Source organism: Streptomyces sp. NPDC087310, assembly GCF_044744405.1.
In the GTDB taxonomy this organism is placed as follows: domain Bacteria; phylum Actinomycetota; class Actinomycetes; order Streptomycetales; family Streptomycetaceae; genus Streptomyces.
In genome coordinates, this window is record NZ_JBIUYF010000009.1 from 110280 (window position 1) to 134614 (window position 24335).

At 76.1% G+C, this 24335-nt stretch carries 2 protein-coding genes (1 of these 2 only partly in view); both read right to left on the reverse strand.

Annotated features, from left to right (window positions below; all coding sequences use genetic code 11):
• A complete protein-coding gene (locus ACIO3P_RS31425; RefSeq protein WP_401978245.1) occupies positions 1–6093 on the reverse strand; it encodes a type I polyketide synthase in 6093 nt (2030 codons plus the stop codon).
• On the reverse strand, positions 6090–24335 hold the 3' portion of the coding sequence (locus ACIO3P_RS31430) for a type I polyketide synthase (RefSeq protein WP_401849948.1). The gene runs 3327 nt beyond the window's last position; the window shows 18246 of its 21573 coding nt (coding positions 3328–21573); its start codon lies beyond the right edge, outside the window; its stop codon occupies positions 6090–6092. Before ACIO3P_RS31430 ends, ACIO3P_RS31425 begins: the two co-directional genes overlap by 4 nt.

Genomic DNA, 24335 nt, shown 5'->3' on the forward strand with positions numbered 1-24335 from the left:
TCAGGAGAGGCCGGACAGCCACTCCTGGACCAGGCGGGCCGTCTCCCCCGCGTGGGCCTCCAGCATCGTGAAGTGGTCCCCGGGCGCGTCCACGGCCGTGTGCGGGTGCGGCCAGGCCGAGGACCAGTGGTTCTCCCCCGCCCGCACCAGCAGGGTGGGTACGGAGATCTCCGCGGGCTCCCAGGCCGCGAAGGTCCGGACGTAGCCGCCCATGGCGGTGAGGCGCTGGTCGTCGAGCGAGGCGGCGTCCCCGTCCCGCTCCCGCAGACCGGCCGCCAGATCGGACTGGAAGCCGGGGAGCGCGTGCACGTCCGTCGGGACGACGTCCAGGAGCACCACGGCCCGCGGCGGGGCGCCGAGTTCTTCCAGACGGGCGGCGACGGCGTACGCGATCATCGCGCCCGAGGAGTGGCCCAGCAGGGCGTACGGGGTGGGGCCCGCGTGGCGCCGTACCGTCTCGGCGTGGAGGGCGACGAGCGCGCCGACGTCGGCCGGGAGGGGACCGCCGTCCGTGAACCCCGGTTCGGGGAGCACCGTCACCTCGCGTACGCCGCGGAAGGCGGCGGCGAACCGCGCGTACTGCTGGGGTCCGGCGATGGCCAGGAACGAGGGGAAGCAGAAGAGCCCGGGGGTCTCCTCCCCCGTCGCGAGCCGCAGCGGCCTCGGCGCCGGGCCCGTACCGTCGGTGAAGGTGGGCCGGAACGAGGCGGCGTCGCCCAGCAGATGGACGAACGCCTCGAACCGGCCGTCGTCGCACGCCGCGCGGAACAGGGCGCTCAGGCCCGCCCCGGACTCGGCCGACGGCCTCGGTCCGGCGGCCTGTTCGGGTACCGCCACCACGGAGCGCAGCCGGGCGGCGAGGGCGCGGGGCGTCGTGCACTCGAAGAGCAGGGTGGCCGGGAGCGGTGAACCGACGGCCTCCGCGAGGCAGTTGCGCAGTTCCACGGTGGTCAGCGAGTCGAACCCCATCTCGATGAAGTCCTGTTCGGGGCCGACCGCCTCCGGGGACCGGTGGCCGAGCACCTCGGCCGCGAGACCCCGGACCAGTTCGAGTACCGCGCCGTCCCGCCCGTCCTCGGGGAGGCCGGCCAGGCGCCGGGCGAGCGAGGGGGCGTCGGCGGGTGTCCCGGCCCGGCGGGGCGGCGGGGGCACCAGGGTACGCAGCGGCGCGGGGACGCCGCCGGTGCGGGCGCGTCCCCGCAGCCCCGCGAGGTCGAACGCGGCGGGGACGACGACCGCCTCGTCCTGGGCCCAGCCGAGATCGAACAGGGCGAGTCCGTCCTCGGCGGACAGGGCCCGCATCCCGGAGCGCGTGATCCTGGCCCGGTCGGAGTCGTCCAGGGTGCCGGTCATGCCGCCGCCCGGTGCCCAGAGCCCCCAGGCCAGCGAGGTGGCGGGCAGCCCGGCCGCGCGCCGGTGTCCGGCGAGGGCGTCCAGGAAGGCGTTGGCGGCGGCGTAGTTGGCCTGGCCGGGGGTGCCGACGATGCCCGCGACCGAGGAGAAGAGCACGAAGGCCGTGAGGTCGGCGTCGGCGGTCAGTTCGTGGAGGTTGAGCGCGCCGTCGACCTTGGGGCGCAGCACCCGGTCGAGCCGGCCGGGGGTGAGTTCGGTGACGACGGAGTCGTCGAGGACGCCCGCCGTGTGCACCACGGCGGTCAGCGGACGGTCGGCCGGCACCCGTCCCAGCACGTCGGCGAGGGCCGCGCGGTCGGCCGTGTCGCAGGCGGCGAACTCGGCCTCCGCGCCCAACTCCCGCAGGTCGGCGAGGAGATGGTCCGCGCCCTCGGCGGCGGCTCCGCTGCGGCTGAGCAGCAGCAGCCTCCGTACGCCGTGCGCGCGCACGAGGTGCCGGGCGACCAGGCCGCCGAGCGCCCCGGTGGCGCCCGTGACGAGGACGGTGCCCGCCGGGTCCGTGGTGACGGTACGGCCGGAGGCGGCGAGCCGCGCGAGGCGGGGCGCGTACGGGGTCCCGGCCCGGACGATCACCTCGGTCTCGCCGTGGGCGAGGGCGGCGGGCAGCGTACGGTGCCGGTCCGCCGGGTCGTCGAGGTCCACCAGGGCGAAGCGGTCCGGGTGTTCGCTCGCGGCCGACCTGACCAGGCCCCACAGGGGCGCGTGCACCAGGTCGGTGACGCCCTCCCCCACCGCGCCGCTGGTGAGGAAGACCAGCCGGGACGGGGCGAACCGGTCGTCGGCGAGCCATTCCCTCACGAGGTCGAGCGCCCGGTGGGTGGCCCCGTGGGCGTCCCGGCCCGACAGGCAGGGCACGACGACCGCGTCGGGGACGCGCAGGCCGTCGTCGATCGCCTTGGTGAGGGCTTCGAGACCGGCGTACGAGGCGGTGCCGGGCGCCCCGTACGCGGTGCCGTCCCCGTCCTCCAGCGCCACCAGCCGCAGGGCCCGGAACTCCGCCCCCGCCGGGGGCAGTTCGGCCAGGGTGATACGGAACAGGGCGTCGCGGACGGCCCCTGTCGCGGCCCTGAGCCGGTCGGCGGCGACGCTCCGCAGGGCGAGGGAGCCGATGGACACCACGGGGTGGCCGGTGGCGTCGGCCGCGTCCAGGGTGACGGAGTCGGGCCCGGTGGACGTCATGCGTACGCGCAGCTCGGCGGGGCCGCTCCCGTGGAGCCGTACGCCGTTCCAGGAGAAGACGAGCCGGTGCGTGGCGGCGCCCCGGTCCTCGTCGCCGGCGGACAGGCCCAGCACGTGCAGGGAGGCGTCCAGCAGCGCCGGGTGCACGCCGAAGGCGCCCGCCGTCTCGCGCTGTTCGCCGGGGAGGCGGACCTCGGCGAAGGTCTCCGCGCCGCGCCGCCAGGCACGCCGTACGCCCTGGAACGCGGAGCCGTAGTCGTAGCCGAGGTCCGCGACGGAGGCGTAGAGCCCGTCGACCTCCAGCGGGGTGGCCCCGTCGGGCGGCCACGCGGTGAGGTCGAAGCCGGCCGGTTCGGTGTCCGGTGCGAGCACGCCGCTCGCGTGGAGCGTCCACGGCAGGTCGGCGCCGTCGGGCCTGGCGTGGACGGAGACGGTACGGGTGCCGTGCTCGCCGGGTTCGCCGACGGTGACCTGGACCCGGGCCGCGCCGTCCTCGCCGAGGACGAGGGGCGCCTCGACGAGGAGTTCGTCGACGCGTCCGCAGCCGACGTACGCCCCCGCGTGGAAGGCCAGTTCGAGGAAGCCGGTGCCGGGGAAGAGGACCGTACCGCCGACGGCGTGGTAGGCGAGCCAGGGGTGGGAGCGCAGCGAGAGCCGTCCGGTGAAGACGGGGCCTCCCCCGGCGGCGGGCTCCAGGGTGGCGCCGAGCAGCGGGTGTCCCGCCGGGGTGAGCCCGGCGGCGCCGACATCGGCCGACGGTCCCGCGCTCGCCCAGAAGCGGCGGCGGCGGAACGCGTACGTGGGCAGGTCCACGCGCCCGGCTCCGGGGAACACGGCGGGCCAGTCCACGGGCGCGCCGTCCGCGAAGAGTTCGGCCAGCGCGGTGTGCGCGCCGAGCGGCCCGCCGCCGGTCCTGCGGACGGCCGCGACCAGGGCCGCCGGTCCGGTCAGGCAGGTCTCGGCCATCGGGGTGAGGACCGCGTCGGGGCCGATCTCCAGATACGTGCGGGCGCCGAGCCGTTCCAGGGCGCGGACGCCGTCGCGGAACCGGACGGGCTCCCTGACCTGCCGTACCCAGTACTCCGGTTCGTCCAGGGGGGTCGCGGGCTCTCCGGTGAGGGTGGAGACGACCGGGATACGCGGCGCGGAGAAGGTGAGGCCCGCGACGACGGTCCGCAGCTCGGCGAGCATGGGTTCCATCAGCGGCGAGTGGAAGGCGTGGCTCACGCGCAGCCGCCGTGTCCTGCGCCCCCGCGCCTCCCAGTACCGGGCGGCCTCCATGACGGCCTCCTCGTCCCCGGCGATGACCGTGGAGGCGGGCCCGTTGACGGCGGCGACGCCCAGCCGGCCGGTCCGGCCGGCCAGCGAGGCGGCGACCTCGTCCTCCTCGGCCCTGACCGATACGACGGCGCCGCCCTCGGGCAGTGCCTGCATCAGCCGGCCCCGGGCCGCGACCAGCGCGCACGCGTCCGGGAGGGACAGCACACCGGCGGCGTACGCGGCGGCGATCTCGCCGATGGAGTGGCCGAGCAGCAGGTCCGGGGTGAGCCCCCACGACGTGAACAGCCGGAACAGGGCCACCTCGAAGGCGAACAGCGCGGGCTGGGTGAACTCCGTACGGTCCAGGAGCGCCGCCTCCGGTGTTCCCTCGGCGGCGAACATGACCTCGCGCAGCGGGCGGGGCAGTCGCGGGTCGAGCTGCGCGCACGCCTCGTCCAGGGCGTCCGCGAAGGCGGGGAAGGCGTCGGCCAGGTCCCGTCCCATGCCGGGCCGTTGGGCGCCCTGTCCCGAGAAGAGCCAGGCCGTCCTGGGGTGGGGGCGCGCGGTGCCCCTGACCGGGCCGGGCGCGCCGGTGGCGAGCGCGTCCAGGCCGCGCAGGAACGTCTCCCGGTCGGCGGCGACCACGGCCGCCCTGTGCGGGAAGGCGGAGCGGGTGGTGGCGAGGGAGTAGCCGATGTCGGCGAGGCTGTCGCCGGACCTGGTGGTGAGGTGGGCGGCCAGCCGCGCCGCCTGGGCGCGCAGCGCCTCCTCGCTCCTGGCCGACAGGACCCAGGGCAGGACGCCGGGGCGCGGTACGGCGGCTTCGGGAACGGCCGGTGCGACCGGTGCTTCCTCCAGGACGACGTGGGCGTTGGTGCCGCTGACGCCGAACGAGGACACCCCGGCCCGCCGGGGGCGCCCGTGCCGTACCCAGGGCCGCGCCTCGGTCAGCAGCGACACGGCGCCCGCTTCCCAGTCCACGCGCGGGGTCGGCGCGTCGACGTGCAGCGTCCTCGGCAGTACGCCGTGGCGCAGCGCCAGCACCGTCTTGACCACGCCCGCCAGCCCGGAGGCGGCCTGGGTGTGGCCGATGTTGGACTTGACCGAGCCGAGCCAGAGCGGGTGTTCGCGGTCCTGCCCGTACGTGGCGAGCAGCGCCTGTGCCTCGATCGGGTCGCCCAGGGCGGTGCCGGTGCCGTGCGCCTCGACGGCGTCCACGTCGGCCGGGGTGAGCCGGGCTGCGCCCAGCGCCTCGCGGATGACGCGCTGCTGCGCGGGGCCGTTGGGGGCGGTCAGACCGCTGCTGGCGCCGTCCTGGTTGACGGCGCTGCCGCGCACGAGCGCCAGTACCGGATGGCCGTGGCGTTCGGCGTCCGAGAGCCTTTCCAGCAGCACCATGACGGCGCCCTCGCCCCAGCCGGTGCCGTCGGCGGCGGCGGCGAAGGACTTGCAGCGGCCGTCGGCGGCGAGCCCGCGCTGCCTGCTGAACTCGACGAAGGTGCCCGGGGTCACCATGACGGACACCCCGCCCGCCAGGGCGAGCGAGCACTCGCCGCGGCGCAGCGCCTGTCGGGCGAGGTGGAGGGCGACCAGCGACGAGGAGCACGCCGTGTCGACGGTGAGCGCCGGGCCCTCCAGGCCGAGCGTGTAGGCGATCCGCCCCGAGATGACGGAGGCGGCGCTGCCGGTCAGCAGATACCCCTCCAGGTCCTCGGGCGGGGGCCGCAGCCGGGTGCCGTACCCCTGGTCGGCGGCGCCGACGAAGACACCGGTCCGGCTGGAGCGGAGGGTCGCCGGGTCGATCCCGGCGTGCTCGAACACCTCCCAGGCGGTCTCCAGGGAGAGGCGCTGCTGCGGGTCCATCGCGGCGGCCTCGCGGGGCGAGATGCCGAAGAAGGCCCCGTCGAAGTCGGCCGCGTCGTGGAGGAAGCCGCCGACGCGGACGTACGAGGTGCCGGCCCGGTCCGGGTCGGGGTCGTAGAGCGCCGCCAGGTCCCAGTCGCGGTCCGTGGGGAACGGGGTGAGCGCGTCCCGCCCGGCGGAGATCAGCTCCCACAGCGCGTCGGGGGTGGCGACCCCGCCGGGGAAGCGGCAGCTCATGCCCACGATCGCCAGCGGCTCGGCGGAGGCGGCGGTGAGTTCGTCGTTCTGCCGCCGCAGTCTCTCGTTGGCCTTGAGGGACGCCCGGAGCGCGTCGACGATCCTCTGCTCGGTTCCGGTGGGGGCGCCGGTGCCGGTCATGACATCTCCAAGTCCGAGTCGGCGTTCTCGTACGCCAGCTCAAGCAGTCCGTCGAGCTCCATGGAGTCGATGGGGTTCTCCGGCGGGGGTCCCGCGGTGTCGGTGCTGTCGTCGGAGGCGGTGGCGGTGGCGGTGGGACCCGCCGGATCCGTCCCGGGGTCCGGGGCCAGTGCGTCGCGCAGGTGCCGGGCGAGGGCGAGGGGGGTCGGGTGGTCGAAGACGAGGGTGGCGGGGAGGCGGAGCGCGGTGGCGGCGTTCATCCGGTTGCGCAGTTCCAGCGCCGTCAGCGAGTCGAAGCCCAGGTCGAGGAAGCCCCGGTCGGGGTCGATGGCGTCGGCCGTGGCATGGCCGAGGACGGCGGCGGCCTCGGTCCTGACGAGTTCACCGAGGACCTGGTCGCGTTCGGCGGCGGTCAGGGCGGCGAGCCGGCGCGGCCACTCGGGGGCGGTCGCGGACGCCGCGGTTCCGGCCGGGGACGCCGTCCGCCGGGCCGGCGCGGTGACGAGGCCGCGGAGCAGGGCCGCGGGCCCTTCGGTGCTCGCCGCCCGGGGGCGCAGCGCGGCGAGGTCCAGGAGTACGGGGACGACGAGGGCCTGGTCGGCGGCGCCTGCCGCGTCGTACAGCGCCAGGCCCTGGGCCGGTGTCAGGGAGGCCATGCCGCCGCGGGCGACGCGGGTGAGGTCGGTGGAGGTGAGCTGGCTGGTCATGCCGTCGTCCGGGGCCCAGGGGCCCCAGGCGAGCGACTGGGCGGGCAGTCCGGCGGCACGCCGCCGCCGGGCCAGGGCGTCGAGGAAGGTGTTCCCCGCGGCGTAGGCGGCCTGCCCCGGGCTGCCGAAGACGGCGGCGGCCGAGGAGAACAGCACGAACGCGGCGAGGTCGTGGTGGGCGGTCAGTTCGTGCAGATGGAGCGCGGCGTCCACCTTGGGGCGCAGGACGGTGTCGATCCGGTCGGGGGTCAGCGCGGTGACCACGCCGTCGTCGAGGACGCCCGCACAATGGACGACGGCGGTCAGGGAGACCCCGGAGAGCAGCCGGGCCAGGGCGTCGCGGTCGGTGACGTCGCAGGCCGCGGAGGTCGCGTCGGCGCCGAGCGCGAGCAGTTCGTCGCGCAGGTCGTCGGCGCCGCCGCGGCCGACGAGGAGCAGGGTGCGGGCGCCGTGTGCGGTGACGAGGTGGCGGGCGATGTGTGAGCCCAGGGCGCCGTTCGCGCCGGTGATCAGGACGGTGCCGGACGGGTCGAGCGGGCGGGGCACGGTGAGGACGACCTTGCCGATGTGCCGGGCCTGGCCGAGGTGGCGGAACGCCTCCCGGGCGCGGCGCACGTCCCAGGTCCTGACGGGCAGCGGGGTCAGCGCGCCGGACGCGAACAGACCGAGGATGTCGGTGAGCATCTCCCGGATGCGCGCGGGCCCCGCCTCCATGAGGTCGAACGCCCGGTAGGCGACGCCCGGATGGCCGGTGCCCACCGCGTCGGCGGTCCTGATCTCCGCCTTGCCCATCTCCAGGAAGCGGCCTCCCCGGGGCAGCAGCCGCAGCGAGGCGTCGATGAACTCGCCGGTGAGCGCGTTGAGGACGACGTCGACGCCGCGGCCGTGCGTGGCGGTCAGGAACTGGCCGGCGAAGTCGGTCGTACGGGAGGAGGCGACGCGGTCGGCGGGCAGCCCCGCCCTGGTGAGGGTGTCCCATTTGCCGGGGCTCGCCGTGCCGTACACTTCGGCGCCCAGATGCCGGGCGAGTTGTACGGCGGCCATGCCGACCCCGCCGGCCGCGGCGTGGACGAGGACGGACTCGCCCTCCTTGAGGCCGGCGAGGTCGGTGAGGGCGTAGTACGCGGTCAGGAACGCGACGGGGACCGACGCCGCCTGTTCGAAGGACCAGTCCTCGGGGAGTCGCGCGACCATCCGGTGGTCGGTGACGGCGATCGGTCCGAACGCGCCGGAGAAGATGCCCGCGACCCGGTCGCCGGGCGCCAGGTCGGCCACCCCGGCGCCGGTCCCGGTGACGACGCCGGCGCCCTCGATGCCGATGACGGCGGGGCCGGGGTAGGCGCCCAGGGTGGTGAGGACATCGCGGAAGTTGACGCCCGCCGCGCGGATCGCGACCCGGATCTCGTGGTCGTCCAGCGGTGCGGTGGCGGCCGGTTCCCCGACCAGGCGCAGGTTGTCCGGGGTGCCCTGGACGGGGATGTCGAGCCGCCAGGCGGCGGTCCCGGCGGGGGGTACGAGCGCGTCGTCGGAGGAGAGCCGGGTCAGCCGGGGCACGGTGACCGCCCCGGCGCGTACGGCCAGTTCGGGTTCGTCCAGCGTGGCGAGGGAGGGCAGCAGGGCGAGGCAGGCGGCCGGGTCGTCGGCGTCCACGAGGAGGAACCGGCCCGGGTGTTCGGCGCGCGCCGAGCGCACCGCGCCCCAGACGGGCGCCTGACCGAGGCCGTCGAGCGTGTCGGCGCCGTACGGACTGTCGGGGCCGAAGGTGCCGGGACCGCCGGGACCGTCGGGCCCCGCAGCGCCGCTGGTCAGGAAGGCGAGACGGGATCCGGCGCACCGGGGGTCCGCCAGCCATGCCTGAAGCAGCTCCACCGTCCGGTGCACGGCACCGCGGGCCTGGTCGGCCGCCGTGCCCGCCGTGCGGGGCGGTGCCACGGCGACGAGGCCGGGTACCTCGTCCAGCGCGGCGAGATCGGCGGCCGTGGCGATCCGTACGACGGGCGCGACGGACGCGACGGGTGTGACGGAGTTGTCGGGGGTGTTGACGGGGATGTCGACGGGCGCCGTCCCCAGCGGGGTCCACTCCACCGTGTGGAGGGCGTCGGTCCTGGCGGGGGCCGCGCCGAGCCCGGCGGCGACCGGGCGGAGTTTCAGCGACTCCACGGTGGCGACGCTCGCCCCGGCCGGGTCGGCGACGGTCAGGGCGACCGTGTCCGTCCCGGTGGCGGTGAGCCGTACGCGCAGCGCGGCGGCCCCCGAGGCGTGCAGGGCCACCCCGGACCAGGCGAACGGCATCCGTCCGATGCCGTCCTGGCCGGCCCGGGAGAGCGCGACGGTGTGCAGCGCCGCGTCGAGCAGGGCGGGGTGCAGGCCGAACCGGCGGGCCTCGTCGGCCGCCCCGTTCTCCTCGGGGAGGGCGACCTCGGCGTACACCTCGTCGCCCCGGCGCCACGCGGCGCGCAGCCCGCGGAAGACCGGTCCGTAGCCGAACCCGGCGTCGGCGACCGTACGGTACAGGTCGTCGACCGGTACCGGCTCGGCGCCGGAGGGCGGCCACGCCGTGAGGGCGTCCCCCGGCGCGGTGGCGGCCCGCGCGAGGACTCCGCCGGCGTGCCGGGTCCACGCGGCCGGTGCGTCCGGGTCGTCGTTGCCGGCCCGTCCGTACAGGGTCAGTGCGCGGCGTCCCGAGGCGTCGGGTCCGTCGACCCAGAGCTGGACCTGGACGGCGCCGCGTTCCGGGAGCACCAGGGGTGCCTCGATGGTGAGTTCTTCCACGGTGGCGCAGCCGACCTGGTCCCCGGCGTGCACCGCGAGTTCCACGAAGGCCGTGCCGGGCAGGACGGTCACGCCGGAGACCGTGTGGTCGGCCAGCCAGGGGTGGGTCCGTACCGAGAGCGAGCCGGTGAAGAGCGCGCCCGGGCCGTGCGCGAGCGGCACCCCGGCGCCGAGCAGCGGATGCCCGGAGACGGTGAGCCCGGCGGAGCCGAGGTCGGCGGCGGGTGCGGGGCGCTCCATCCAGTACCGGCTGCGCTGGAAGGCGTACGAGGGGAGGGGGACGCGCGCCGCGCCGGAACCGGCGTGGAAGGCGGCCCAGTCGGGGCTCACCCCGGCGACGTGCAGCCGGGCCAGCGCGTCGAGCGCGCCGTCGGTCTCCGTCCGGTCCCCGCGCAGTACGGGGAGGGCGCTCGCCCCGTCGCCGAGGGATTCCACCACCATCGGGGTGAGGGCGCTGCCCGGGCCGAGTTCGACGAAGACGGTGACGCCGAGGTCCCGCAGGGTCCCGACGGCGTCGTGGAACCGGACGGCGTCGCGGGCGTGCCGGGTCCAGTACTCCGCCGTGCCCATCTCGTCGGTGACGCTCCGGCCGGTCAGCGCCGACACGACGGGGATACGGGGCGTGCCGTACGTCAATCCGTCGGCGATCCGGCGGAACTCCGTCAGCATCCCGTCCATGTGCGGCGAATGGAAGGCGTGGCTGACCCGCAGCCGCCTGGTCCGTACCCCGGCGGCGGTGAGGAGTTCACCGATCCGGGTGACCGGGTCCTCGTCACCGGCGACGACCACGGAGGCCGGCCCGTTGACGGCGGCGAGGGCCACGCGGCCCTCGTGCTCCGCCAGCAGGGGGAGGACGGCCGCCTCGGGGGCGTTCACGGCGAGCATCGCGCCGCCGCCGGGCAGTGCCTGCATCAGCCGTCCGCGCGCCACCACCAGGGCGGCGGCGTCGGGCAGCGACAGGACGCCCGCGACCTGCGCGGCGGCGATCTCGCCGACGGAGTGGCCCGCCACGTACTCCGGGGTGATGCCCCAGTGGTCCAGCAGCCGGTGGAGGGCGATCTCCAGGGCGAAGAGGGCGGGCTGGGTCAGCTCGGTGCGGTCGAGGGGGGCGCTGTCCTGGGCGGGGCCGCGGAACATGGCCGTACGCAGGGACCCGCCGAGCCGGGGGTCGAGGAGCGGGTCGAGTTCCGCGCAGATCTCGTCGAGCGCGCGGGCGAACACGGGGTACGCGTCGTACAGTTCGCGCCCCATGCCCGCGCGCTGCGAGCCCTGCCCGGAGAACAGGAACGCGACGCTCCGCCCGGTCCTGGCGGCGCCGGTGACGACTCCGGCGGCGCTCCGGCCCTCGGCGAGCGCGTCGAGTCCGCTCCGCAGCGTGTCGCGGGAGCCGGCGAGCACCACGGCGCGCCGGTCGAGCGCGGAGCGGGTGGTGGCCAGCGAGAACGCGAGGTCCAGGAGCGTGTCGTCCGGGCGCGCGGACAGATGCGCGCGCAGCCTCGACGCCTGGGCGCGCAGGGCCGGTTCGGTCCGCCCGGACAGGACGACCGGCAGGGGCAGGGGGTCGGGTGCGACGGGGGGTACGGGACGGGACGGGGCCGCCGGTCCCTGTTCGAGGATGAGGTGGGCGTTCGTACCGCTCACGCCGAAGGACGACACCCCGGCGCGGCGCGGCCGTTCGCCCGCTTCCCAGGGCCGCTCCTCGGTCAGCAGCGACACGGCGCCCGCCGACCAGTCGACCTGGGAGGTCGGCGCGTCCACATGGAGGGTCCTGGGCAGGGTCGCGTGCCGCATGGCCTGCACCATTTTCAGCACTCCGGCCATGCCCGCCGCGGCCTGGGTGTGGCCGAGGTTGGACTTGACCGAGCCGAGCCACAGCGGGCGTTCACGGTGCTGCCCGTACGTGGCGAGCAGGGCCTGCGCCTCGATCGGGTCACCCAGGGTGGTGCCGGTGCCGTGCGCCTCGACGGCGTCGATGTCGGCCGGGGAGAGCCGGGCGTGGGCGAGGGCCTGGCGGATCACCCGCTGCTGGGCGGGGCCGTTGGGCGCGGTCAGTCCGTTGGAGGCGCCGTCCTGGTTGACGGCGCTGCCGCGCACGAGCGCCAGTACCGGATGGCCGTGGCGTTCGGCGTCGGAGAGCCGTTCCAGCACGACCAGCCCGGCGCCCTCGCCCCAGCCCGTACCGTCGGCGGAGTCGGCGAACGCCTTGCACCGGCCGTCGGGGGCGAGGCCGCGCTGCCGGGAGAACTCCACGAACGCGGCCGGGGTCGACATCACCGACACCCCGCCGGCCAGGGCGAGTGTGCACTCGCCCTGGCGCAGGGCCTGGGCCGCCCAGTGCAGGGCGACCAGCGCGGAGGAGCAGGCGGTGTCCACGGTGACGGCCGGGCCCTCCAGGCCGAAGGTGTAGGCGATGCGTCCGGACACGACGCTGGCCGCGTTGCCCGCCAGCAGATAGCCCTCGGTGCCTTCGGGCGCGTCGCCGGGACCGCCCGCGTAGTCCTGCCCGTTGGTGCCGACGAAGACCCCGGCCCGGCTGCCCCGCAGGGTGGCCGGGTCGATGCCCGCGCCCTCGAACGCCTCCCAGGCCGTCTCCAGGAGCACCCGCTGCTGCGGGTCCATGGCCAGGGCCTCGCGCGGCGATATCCCGAACAGGTCGGCGTCGAAGTCGGGCGCGTCGTGGAGGAAGGCGCCGTGCCGGGTGTACGTCGTGCCCCGGTGGTCCGGGTCGGGGTGGTGGAGCGCGTCGAGGTCCCAGCCGCGGTCGTCCGGGAACGCGCCGACGGCGTCGCGCCCGGCGGCCAGCAGCTCCCACAGGTCGTCCGGGTTCCGTACGCCACCGGGGAACCGGCAGCTCATGGCGACGATCACGACGGGGTCGCTGTCGGTCGCGGCGAGCGGCGCGGGCGCGTCGTCCGCGGCGGGCGCGTCGCCCGGGGCGGACGTCTCGTCCGGGGCGGGCGCTTCGCCGGCGCCGAAGAGTTCGTGCTCCAGGCGGTCCGCGAGGAGGGCGGCCGTCGGATGGTCGAAGACCAGGGTGGTGGGCAGTTTCAGTCCGGTGGCCGCGCCGAGCCGGTTGCGCAGTTCGACGGCGGTGAGGGAGTCGAGGCCGAGGTCGCGGAACGCCCGTCCCGCGTCGACGGATGCGGGGCCGCGGTGGCCGAGGACAACGGCGGCCTGGGTCCGGACGAGCGTCCGCAGGGTGCGGGCGCGCTGGGCGGCGCCCTGGCCCCGGAGTTGCCGGACGAGGTCCGGTGCCGCGTCCGGTGCGGTCCTGTCGGGGGCGGTCGGGGCGCCGGCCAGCCGGCCGAGCCAGGGGCGGGTCCGGCCCGCGCCCGCGCCGGTGAAGCGCTGCCAGTCGATGTCGGCGACCATCACCGCCGTATCGCCCTGGTCCAGGGCCTGTTGGAGCGCGCCGAGGGCGAGGTCAGGGGCCATGGGCAGGACGCCGCCCTGCTGGAGCCGCCGCTCCACGACGCCCGCGTCCATGGCGAGCCCGCTGTCCGCCCAGGCGCCCCAGGCCACGGAGGTGGCGGGCAGGCCGTCGGCACGGCGCTGTTCGGCGAGCGCGTCGAGATGGGCGTTGGCGGCGGCGTAGTTGGCCTGTCCGGCGCTGCCCAGCACTCCGGCGGCCGAGGAGAACAGGACGAACGCCGAGAGATCGAGGCCGAGGTCGCGGGTCAGCGCGTCGAGGACGGTCGCGGCGGCCGTCTTGGGGCCGAACACCGTCTCCAGCCTGCCGGTGTCGAGGTGGTCGAGGACACCGTCGTCCAGCACGCCCGCGGTGTGGACGACCGCGGTCGGCGGGTGCTCGGCCAGCAGCCGTCCCGTCGCGTCACGGTCGGCGGCGTCGCAGGCGGCGACGGTCACCTCGGCGCCCAATGCGCGCAGTTCGGCGGTGAGTTCGGCCGCACCGGGCGCCTCGGGGCCGCGCCTGCTGGTGAGGACGAGGTGGCCCGCCCCGGACGCCGCCAGCCAGCGGGCGGCCCGCGCGCCGAGGGCGCCGGTACCGCCGGTGACCAGGACGGTCCCGGACGGACGCCAGGTCCCGGACGGACGCCAGGTCGCGTCCGGGACCGCCGCGTCCGATACCGCCGCGGACGAAGACGTGGGGGACGACGTGGACGACGACGTGCGTGACGTCTCGGGCGCTCGGGTGAGGCGCCTGGCGTACACACCGGAGGCGCGGATCGCGAGTTGGTCCTCGTCGTCGGTACGGGTCAGCGCCCCGGCCAGCCGCTCCGCCGCGGCCCCGTCGGGCGACTCGGGCAGGTCGATCAGGCCGCCCCAGCGTTCCGGGTGCTCCAGGGCGACGACCCGGCCGAGCCCCCAGATCTGCGCCTGGGGCACCCGCGCGAGCCGCTCGGGGCCGACCGCGACGGCGCCCTGGGTGAGCAGCCACAGCGGGGCGTCCACGTCGGCGTCGCCGAGGGCCTGGACCAGGGTGAGGGTCGCGGCCGTACCCACGGGCACGGCGGTCCCGGCCGGCCCGGCGCGTCCGTCCAGGGCCAGCAGCGAGACCACGCCCGTGATCCGGCCGCCGTCGGGCAGCGCGTCCCGTACCGCGCGCAGCCGGGCCGCGAGGGTGGCCCGGTCGTCGGCGTCCACCACGATCCGTACCGTGGGGTCGCCGAGCGCGTCGGCCCACGCGGCCCCGTCGCCGGTGGCGGGCAGCAGGACCAGGCGGGTGCCGGCCGCCGGCCGGCGCGTGGCGGCGACGGGCTGCCAGGTGGTCCGGTAGCGCCAGCCGTCCGTACGGGAGCGTTCCCGGTGGCGTCGCCGCCAGGAGGAGAGCGCGGGCAGTACGGCGCTGAGGGGTTCGTCCCCGGTCAGGGCGAGGGTGCCGGTCAGCTCGGCCAGGTCCGCGCGCTCGACGGCGGCCCAGAACGCGCGGTCCGTCGCGTCCCGCGGGGCGGTCGCGCGCTGCCTGCCGGACTCCAGCCAGTAGCGCTCGCGCTGGAAGGCGTAGGTGGGCAGGGCGGTACGGCGTGCCCCCGGGAAAGCGGGCGTCCACTCGACGGCCAGCCCGCGGACATGCCCCTCCGCCAGTGACCGCAGGAAGCGATCGGGTCCGCCGTCGTCGCGGCGCAGCGAACCCAGGGTGACGGCGGGCGAGTCGAGGGCGTCGAGCGTCTCGCGTACGCCCACCGTCAGCACCGGATGGCCGCTCGTCTCGACGAAGAAGTCGAAGCCGTGCGTGGCGAGTTCCCGGACGGCCTCCTCGAAGCGGACCGGTTCGCGCAGATTGCGGTACCAGTACGCGGCGTCGAGTCGGGTGCCGTCGAGCCATCCGGCGGTGACCGTGGAGAAGAACGGCACGGTCGCGGCCCTCGGCGCCACATCGGCCAGGGTGGCGAGGAGTTCGGCCTCGACCGCCTCGACGTGGGCGGTGTGCGAGGCGTAGTCGACGGGGATCCGCCGGGCCCGCCGGCCGCTCTCCTCGACGGCGGCCCGCAGCTCCTCCAGGGCGGCCGGCTCCCCCGCCACGACCACGGAGCGGGGGCCGTTGACCGCGGCGAGGGTGATCCGGCCGTCCCGGTGCGCGAGTTCACTCTCGGCTTCGGCGACGGAGAGCGCCAGCGACATCATGCCGCCGTGACCGGCCAGGGTCGCGGCGATGGCCCGGCTGCGCAGGGCGACGATCCTGGCGGCGTCGGGCAGGGAGAGCGCGCCGGCGACACAGGCGGCGGCGATCTCCCCCTGGCTGTGCCCGACGACCGCCGCGGGTTCCACACCGTACGAGCGCCAGAGCGCGGCCAAGGACACCATCACCGCGAACAGCGCGGGCTGCACCACCTCCACCCGCTCCAACGCCTCGCCGTCGCCCAGGACGTCGGACAGCGACCAGTCCGTGTACGGCGACAGCGCGTCCTCACACTCCGCCATCCGGGCCGCGAACACCGGCGAGGACTCCATCAACTCGCCTGCCATACCGACCCATTGGGAGCCCTGGCCGGGGAAGACGAAGACGGTACGGCCGCGCAGGTCCGCGACGCCCTCGACGACATCGGCCCTGGGCTCGCCGTGCGCCAGGGCGTCCGTGCCCGCGAGGAGCGCGGCGCCGTCCGCGCCGATCACCACCGCCCGGTGCTCGAAGCGGGTACGGGTGGTCGCGAGGGACAGGCCGACATCGCCCGGCGGCCGGTCCGTCGCCCGCGCGGCCAGCCGCCCGGCCTGGGCACGCAGCGCCTCGGCGGTCTTCGCCGACAGCACCCACGGCACCGCACCGGGGGCCGGGCCGTCCCGATGGTCGGGTACGGGCGCCTCGGGGGCCTGTTCGAGGATGGCGTGCGCGTTGGTGCCGCTCACTCCGAACGAGGAGACACCGGCGCGGCGCGGCCGTCCCGTGTCGGGCCACGGCCGGGCGTCGGTGAGCAGCCGTACCGCTCCCGCCGTCCAGTCGATGTGCGGGCTCGGTTCGTCCACGTGCAGGGTGCGGGGCAGCAGGCCGTGTCGCAGCGCCTGCACCATCTTGATGACGCCCGCGACCCCGGCGGCGGCCTGGGTGTGGCCGATGTTCGACTTCAACGAGCCGAGCCAGAGCGGGTGTTCACGGTCCTGTCCGTACGTCGCCAGTACGGCATCCGCCTCGATCGGGTCACCGAGCGTGGTCCCCGTACCGTGTCCCTCGACCACGTCGACATCGGCGGAGGAGAGCCGGGCGTTGGCCAGGGCCTGGCGGATCACCCGTTGCTGGGCGGGGCCGTTGGGCGCGGAGAGGCCGTTGGAGGCGCCGTCCTGGTTGATCGCGGTGGAGCGGACGACCGCGAGCACGTCGTGGCCGTTGCGTTCGGCGTCGGAGAGCCGTTCCAGGAGGAGCATTCCGGCGCCCTCGCCCCAGCCGGTGCCGTCCGCGCCCGCGGCGAAGGACTTGCAGCGGCCGTCGGCGGCGAGGCCGCGCTGCCGGGAGAACTCGACGAAGGTGCCGGGCGTCGACATCACCGTGGCGCCGCCCGCGAGCGCCATGGTGCAGTCGCCGGCCCGCAGTGCCTGCGCGGCGAGGTGCAGGGTGACCAGTGAGGAGGAGCAGGCGGTGTCGACGGTGACCGCCGGGCCTTCGAGTCCGAGGGTGTAGGAGACGCGGCCGGAGGCGACACTGCCCGCCGTACCGCCGCCGAGATACCCCTCGACGTCCTCGGGTACGGCGTCCGCCCCGGCGCCGTAGTCGTGGTACATGACGCCGACGAACACACCGGTCCTGCTGCCGCGCGCCGTCGCGGGGTCGATACCGGCCCGTTCGAACGCCTGCCACGAGGTCTCCAGCAGCAGCCGTTGCTGCGGGTCCATGGCCAGGGCCTCGCGCGGGGAGATCCCGAAGAACGCCGGGTCGAACTCGGCGGCGTCGTAGAGGAATCCGCCCTCGCGGGTGGCGAAGGTGCCGGTGCGGTCCTGGTCGGGGTCGTAGAGCCCGTCGATGTCCCAGCCCCGGTCGCCGGGCATCGCGGCGATCGCGTCGCCGCCCGCCGCCACCAGTTCCCACAGGTCCTCGGGCGAGCGCACCCCGCCCGGGTAGCGGCAGGCCATCCCGACGACGGCGATCGGGTCGTCGGACGGTACGACGGTCCCGGCGACCGGTGCGGCCGGTGCCTCGGAGATGCCGGTCAGCCGGGTGCGCAGGGTGGTGGCGAGCGCGGCCGGGGTCGGGTGGTCGAAGACGAGGGTGGCGGGCAGCCGCAGCCCGGTCGCCTCGGCGAGCTGATTGCGGAGCGCCACGGCGGTGAGCGAGTCGAAGCCGAGGTCGCGGGTGGCCGTGTCCGGGTCGATCGCCTCCGGTCCCGGGTGACCGAGTACGGCAGCGGCGTGGCCCCGTACCAGGTCGAGGAGTTCGCGGTGCTGCTGCTCGACGGGGAGGGCGGTCAGCCGGTGGGCGAGCCCCGAGCCGTCGGTGGTGGCCGTACCGGCGGTGGGGCGCGCGGCGGTCCTGACGAGTCCGCGCAGCAGCGCGGGGACGGGGGCGGCGGAGGCGCGCAGCCGGGCGAGGTCGAGCCGCAGCGGCAGGAGAAGTGCCGCACCCTGAACCGCCGTTGAGTCCACGCCGGTCACCGGGTCCGCGCCGGGCGGGGCCGTCGCCGCGTCGAAGAGCCGTAGCCCCTCCGCCGACGGGAGCGCGAGGGCTCCGGTCGCGCGCTGCCGGGCGAGGTCGTCCGTGCCGAGGTGGCCGGTCATCGCGCTGGACTGCTCCCACAGTCCCCAGGCGAGCGATACGGCGGGCAGCCCGCGGGCCCTGCGGTGCTGGGCGAGCGCGTCGAGGAAGGCGTTGCCCGCCGCGTAGTTGCCCTGTCCGGGGGCGCCGAACGCGGCGGCGGCCGAGGAGAACAGCACGAACGCGTCCAGATCGTGGGTGAGTTCATGGAGGTGGAGTGCCGCGTCGGCCTTGGGCCGCAGGACGGTGTCGACGCGTTCGGGGGTGAGTGCGCCGATGACCCCGTCGTCCAGTACACCGGCGGTGTGCACGACGGAGGTGATCCGGTGGCCGGCCAGCAGGGCCGCCAGGGCGTCCCGGTCGGCGGCGTCGCAGGCCGCGACGGTCACCTCGGCGCCCAACGCCGCCAGCTCCGCGGCGAGTTCGGTGGCGCCCGGGGAAGCGGCGCCGCGCCTGCTGGTCAGCAGGAGACGCCGTACCCCGTGGGTGGCGGCGAGATGCCGGGCGACCAGGCCGCCCAGCACACCGGTGCCGCCGGTGATCAGCACCGTACCGTCCGGATCCCACGACCCGGTCGGCGCCTCGGCGTCCGCCGGTACGCGGTCCAGTCGCGGTACGCGCAACTCGCCTTCGCGTACGGCGACGTTGGGCTCACCGGAGGCGGCCGCGGCGTACAGCAGGGCCGTGGAATCCCCGGTGTGGTCGATGTCGACCAGGACGATCCGGTCGGGGTGCTCCGACTGCGCCGAGCGCAGCAGCCCGTGTGCGGCCGCCGCGGCCAGGTCGGGCACGTCCTCGTCCCCGGCCGTCGCGACCGCGCCCCGGCCCACCACGACCAGAGGGGATCCGTCGAAGCGTTCGTCGCCGGTCCACGCCTGTGCCAGGGCCAGCGCCTCGTGCGTGGCGGTGTGGACGGCGTCCGTCCCCGGTCCGCCCGACAGGGTGGCGAACACCGGCCCGGCCGCCGGGCGGGCGGCGGCGAGCGTGTCGAGGTCGGGGTACGCGGGCAGTCCGAGGCCGAGGATGTCCTCGCCCAGGATCACCCCGCCCGTACCGCCCGCGTCACCGGCCGGGTCCGGGGCGAGCGGCTGCCAGACGATCCGGTACAGCGGGCCGTGTGCGGCGAGTCCGGCGACGGGGACAGGGCGGGAGGAGAGGCCGCCCACGGTCGCCACGGGCGCGCCCCTTTCGTCGGCGGCCTCGACGCGGCCTCCCGGGGCGAGCCGGACCCGTAGCGCGCTCGCGCCCGTCGCGTGGAGGGCCACCCCGGTCCACGCGAAGGGCAGCGACACCTGTCCGTCGTGTGTGTCGGCGTCCAGGACGCCGGTCAGGAACGGGTGGAGCGCCGCGTCCAGCAGGGCGGGGTGCACCCCGAACAGCCCTGCCTCGTCGCGCTGTTCGGGGGCGAGCCGTACCTCGGCGAACAGGTCGTCGCCGCGCCGCCAGAGCGCGCGGACGCCCTGGAAGGCGGGCCCGTACCGCAGCCCGATGCCGGGCAGCCGGTCGTAGAGGTCGTCGACCGCGACAGGGGTGGCGCCGGGCGGCGGCCACGCGGTGAAGTCCGTGGCGTCGGGGCCCGTTTCCGGCGCGGCGGCCGTCGGTTCGAGTACGCCGGTGGCGTGCCGGGTCCATGGCCCGTCGTCGTCCTGCCGGGAGCCGGCCGTGATCGGCCGCCTGCCGTGTTCGTCCGGCTCCCCCACGGTGAGCTGGAGGCGTACGGTGCCCCGGGCGGGCAGGATCAGCGGTGCCTGGAGGGTGAGTTCGGCGAGTCCGGCGCAGCCGATGTGGTCCCCGGCGCGCAGCGCGAGTTCCACGAAGGCCGTGCCGGGCAGGAGGACCGTGTCCCCCACGGCGTGGTCGGCCAGCCACGGGTGGGTGGCCAGGGAGAGCGCGCCGACGAGGAGTACGCCGTCGCCCTCGGCCATCGGGACCCCGGCGCCGAACAGCGGATGGCCGCTCGCGCTCAGTCCGAGGGCGGTGAGGTCGCCGCGCCGTCCGGCGCGCGGGGCGGGCCAGTACCGCTCGGCCTGGAACGGGTACGTCGGCAGCGGGACGCGGCGCGCGCCGAGCCCGGCGAACACCGCCTGCCAGTCGAGCCGTTGGCCTCCGGCGTGTGCTTCGGCGAGGGAGAGCAGCAGGCGCTCGGGGCCGCCGTCGTCGCGGCGCAGCGAGCCGAGGACCTGGCCGTCGGCGCCGAGCTCTTCCAGGGTCTCGCGGATCCCCACGGCGAGGACGGGGTGCGGTCCCATCTCGATGAAGCGGTGGTGGCCGCTGCCGGCCAGCGCCCGGGTGGCCTCGTCGAACCGTACGGTCTCGCGGAGGTTGCGGTACCAGTAGGCGGGGTCGAGTGCGGTGGTGTCGAGGAGGGCGCCGGTGACGGCCGAGTAGAAGGCGACGGGCCCTGAGCGTGGTGTGATGCCGTCCAGGACGGTACGCAGCTCCTCCTGGACGGCCTCGACGTGCGCGGAGTGGGAGGCGTAGTCGACGGGGACCCGGCGGGCGCGGATGCCGTCGGCCTCGCAGGAGGCCAGCAGCGCGTCGAGGGCCTGGTCGTCGCCTGCCACCACGACGGAGCGGGGTCCGTTGACCGCGGCGACCGACAGGCCGTCCCGGCCGCCGAGCCGCCCGGCCGCCTCGGCGGCGGAGAGGGGCAGCGACACCATGCCGCCGCGTCCGGAGAGTTCCAGGATCGCCCGGCTGCGCAGGGCGACGACCTTGGCCGCGTCGGGCAGGGAGAGGCCGCCCGCGACGCAGGCGGCGGCGATCTCGCCCTGGGAGTGTCCGACGACGGCGGCGGGCTCCACACCGTACGAGCGCCACAGTGCGGCGAGCGAGACCATCACGGCGAAGAGCGCGGGCTGGACGACGTCCACGCGACGCAGCGCCTCGGCGTCGCCCAGGACGTCCCACAGGGACCATTCCACATGGGGGGCGAGCGCGGCGGCGCACTCCTCCATCCAGGCCCGGAACACCGGGTGTGCGAGCAGGTCGACGGCCATGCCGGGCCACTGGGAGCCCTGGCCGGGGAAGACGAAGACGGTCTTGCCCGGGGGGCGCGCGGTGCCTCGTACGATCCGGGCGGATACGGTGTCGGCCGCCAACGCGGCCAGCAGGGCGCGGAATTCGCCCGGGTCGTGGCCGACGAGGACGGCCCGGTGGTCGAAGGCGGACCGGGTGGTCGCCAGGGACAGCCCGACATCGGCGGCGGTGGCGCCGGAGGTCTCCGGGTCGTCGTCCAGGTGCCGGGCGAGCCGGGCGGCCTGTGCGCGCAGGGCCTGCGGGGTCTTCGCGGAGAGGACCCAGGGCACCGGCTCCGTCGGCGGGGCCGGCACCTCGCGGGGCCGGGGCGGGGCGGCCGGGCGCGGGGCCTCTTCGAGGAGGGTGTGCGCGTTGGTGCCGCTCACCCCGAACGAGGAGACACCGGCGCGGCGCGGCCGTCCCGTCCCGGGCCACGGCAGGTTCTCGTGGAGCAGCGAGACGGCGCCCGCGGACCAGTCCACGTGCGGCGACGGCTCGTCCGCGTGCAGGGTGCGGGGCAGGACGCCGTGCCGGATGGCCTGCACCATCTTGATGATGCCGCCGACGCCCGCGGCGGCCTGCGTGTGCCCGATGTTGGACTTCAGCGAGCCCAGCCACAGCGGGCGGTCCCGGTCCTGTCCGTACGTGGCGAGCAGGGCCTGCGCCTCGATCGGGTCGCCCAGGGTCGTCCCCGTACCATGTCCTTCCACGGCCTCGATGTCGGCGGCGCCGAGCCCGGCGTTGGCGAGGGCCTGGCGGATGACGCGCTGCTGGGCGGGGCCGTTGGGGGCGGTCAGTCCGTTGGACGCGCCGTCCTGGTTGACCGCGCTGCCCCGGACGACGGCGAGGATCTCGTGGCCGTTGCGTTCGGCGTCGGAGAGCCGTTCCAGCAGGAGCAGGCCGACGCCCTCGGACCAGCCGGTGCCGTCCGCGTCCGCGCCGTACGCCTTGCACCGGCCGTCGGGCGAGAGGCCCCGCTGCCGGGAGAACTCGACGAAGGTGGTGGGGGTGGACATGACGGTGACACCGCCCGCGAGCGCCAGGGTGCACTCGCCCTGCCGTAGCGACTGGGCGGCGAGGTGCACGGCGACCAGCGAGGAGGAGCACGCCGTGTCCACGGTGACGGCGGGGCCTTCGAGGCCGAAGGTGTACGAGAGGCGCCCGGATGCCACGCTGGCGGCGCTGCCGCCGGCGATGTGCCCTTCCAGGCTCTCCGCCAGGCACTGCGCGTAGTCGTTGTACATGACCCCGACGAAAACACCGGTCGGGGTCCCCTTCACCGTCGCCGGGTCGATACCGGCGCGTTCGAACACCTCCCAGGTGGTCTCCAGCAGCAGCCGCTGCTGCGGGTCGGTGGCCAGCGCCTCGCGGGGGCTCATCCCGAAGAAGGCCGGGTCGAACCGGCTCGCGTCCCGCAGGAATCCGCCGTGCCGGGTGTACGAGGTGCCCGGCCGGTCGGGGTCCGTGTCGTACAGCGCGTCCACGTCCCAGCCTCGGTCGTCCGGGAAGGCGGAGACGGCGTCGACGCCGCCGGTGACGAGGGACCACAGCTCCTCGGGCGAGCGCACCCCGCCGGGGAAGTGGCAGCCCATCGCGACGATGGCGATCGGCTCCTGGTCGGTACGGGCGCGTGCCTGGGCGGCCGGGGCTGCGGCGCCCGGTCCGCCGGTCCCGGCGAGTTCGGCGGCGAGCCGGTCGGCGAGGACCAGCGGGGTGGGCGCGTCGAACAGGAGGGTGGCGGGCAGCCGGAGCCCGGTCCGGGTGTGCAGCGCGTTGCGCAGCTCCACGGCGGTCAGCGAGTCGAAGCCCAGGTCCTTGAACGCCTTGTCGGCCTCGATGGCCCCCGGATCGGCGTACCCGAGGGCGAGGGCGACCTCGGTACGGACGAGGGTGAGCAGTTCGGCCACGCGGTCGGCCGGGTCGAGCGCGGCCAGCCTCCGCGCCAGGGCGGTGCCACCGCCGTCCCCGGCGCCGCCCGCCGCGCCGCGCCGGCGGGGCGGCCGGACGAGGCCGCGCAGGAGTTCGGGCACGGGCTCGCCGGAGTTCCGTACGGCGGCGGTGTCCAGCAGCATCGGGACGAGCAGCGGCCGGTCAGCCGCCAACGCCCGGTCGAAGAGGCCGAGTCCGCGCTCCGCGCCGAGCGGCAGCACTCCGCCGCGCGCCATCCGCCGGGTGTCGGCCTCGTCCAGGGTGCCGGTCATGCCGTGGTCACCGGCCCAGGCTCCCCAGGCGAGGGAGAGCGCGGGCAGGCCCTGTGCGGTACGGACGGTGGCGAGGGCGTCGAGAAAGACGTTGGCGGCGGCGTAGTTGGCCTGTCCCGCGCCGCCGAGCAGCCCGGACGCCGAGGAGAAGAGGACGAACGCGTCGAGGTCCGGGGCGAGTTCGTGCAGGTTGACGGCGGCGTCCACCTTGGGCCGCAGGACGGCGTCGAGACGCTCGGGTGTCAGCGAGGCGATGACGCCGTCGTCCAGCACGCCCGCCGTGTGCACGACGGCGTTCGGCGGGTGCGCGGCCAGCAGGGCGGCCAAGGCGTCCCGGTCGGCGGCGTCGCAGGCCACGACGGTCACCTCGGTACCCAACGCTCCCAATTCGGCGGAGAGTTCGGCCGCGCCGGGGGCCTCGGGGCCGCGCCTCCCGGCGAGGACGAGCCGGCGCACCCCGTGCTCGGTGACGAGATGGCGGGCGACCAGGCTCCCGAGTCCGCCCGTACCGCCGGTGATCAGTACGGTTCCGGACGGGGACCAGGGGGCGGGGCGCTCGGCGCCACCGGCGGCGGCGCCCACCCGGGCGAGCCGGGGCACCCTCAACCGCCCCTCCGTCAACCTGAGTTGGGGATGGTCGGCGGCGAGCCCCGCGCGGACGCCCTCGGGGGTGATCTCGTCCAGGTCGAGCAGGGTGAACCGGCCGGGGTGCTCCGACTGCGCGGCGCGTACGAGGCCCCAGACCGGCGCGTTCGCCAGGTCGGCGGTGAGTGCGCCACGGGTGAGGAAGACCAGCCTGGACGCCGCGAACCGCTCGTCGGCGAGCCACTCCCGTACGAGCGCGAGCGCCCGCCGGGTGGCGGTGTGCGCGGCGCCCGCGAGGTCGGTGCCGCCCGCACCGGGGGTGAGGAACGGCGCGAGGACGGTGTCCGGCACGGTGTCCAGCTCCGCGAGTGCGGCGTGGACGCGCACGGCGGGGCCGGCACCGGGATCGAGGTCGAGTCCGAGGCCGTCGCCGCCGAGCACCACCAGGCTCCCGGGCCCCCGTTCCGGCGCGTCGGCGGGCGGGAGTTCGGTCCAGTCGAGCCGGAACAGCGCGTCGTCGCCCCCTCCGGCCGCAGTGACGTCGTCGGCGCCGGCCGCCCGTACGGTCAGCGCGTCGACCGAGGCGACGGGGCGCCCCTCGTCGTCCGTCACGAGCACGGAGAGCGCGCCGTCGTCCGCCGGGGCGACCCGCACGCGCAGCGCGGTCGCGCCCGAGGCGTACAGCGACACACCGTTCCAGGAGAACGGCAGCAGCCGCGCTCCCCCGTCGCCGAGGGTCCGTACGGCGGTGGCGTGCAGGGCGGCGTCCAGCAGCGCCGGATGGAGGCCGAACGCCGCGGCGTCCCGCTGCCCCACCGG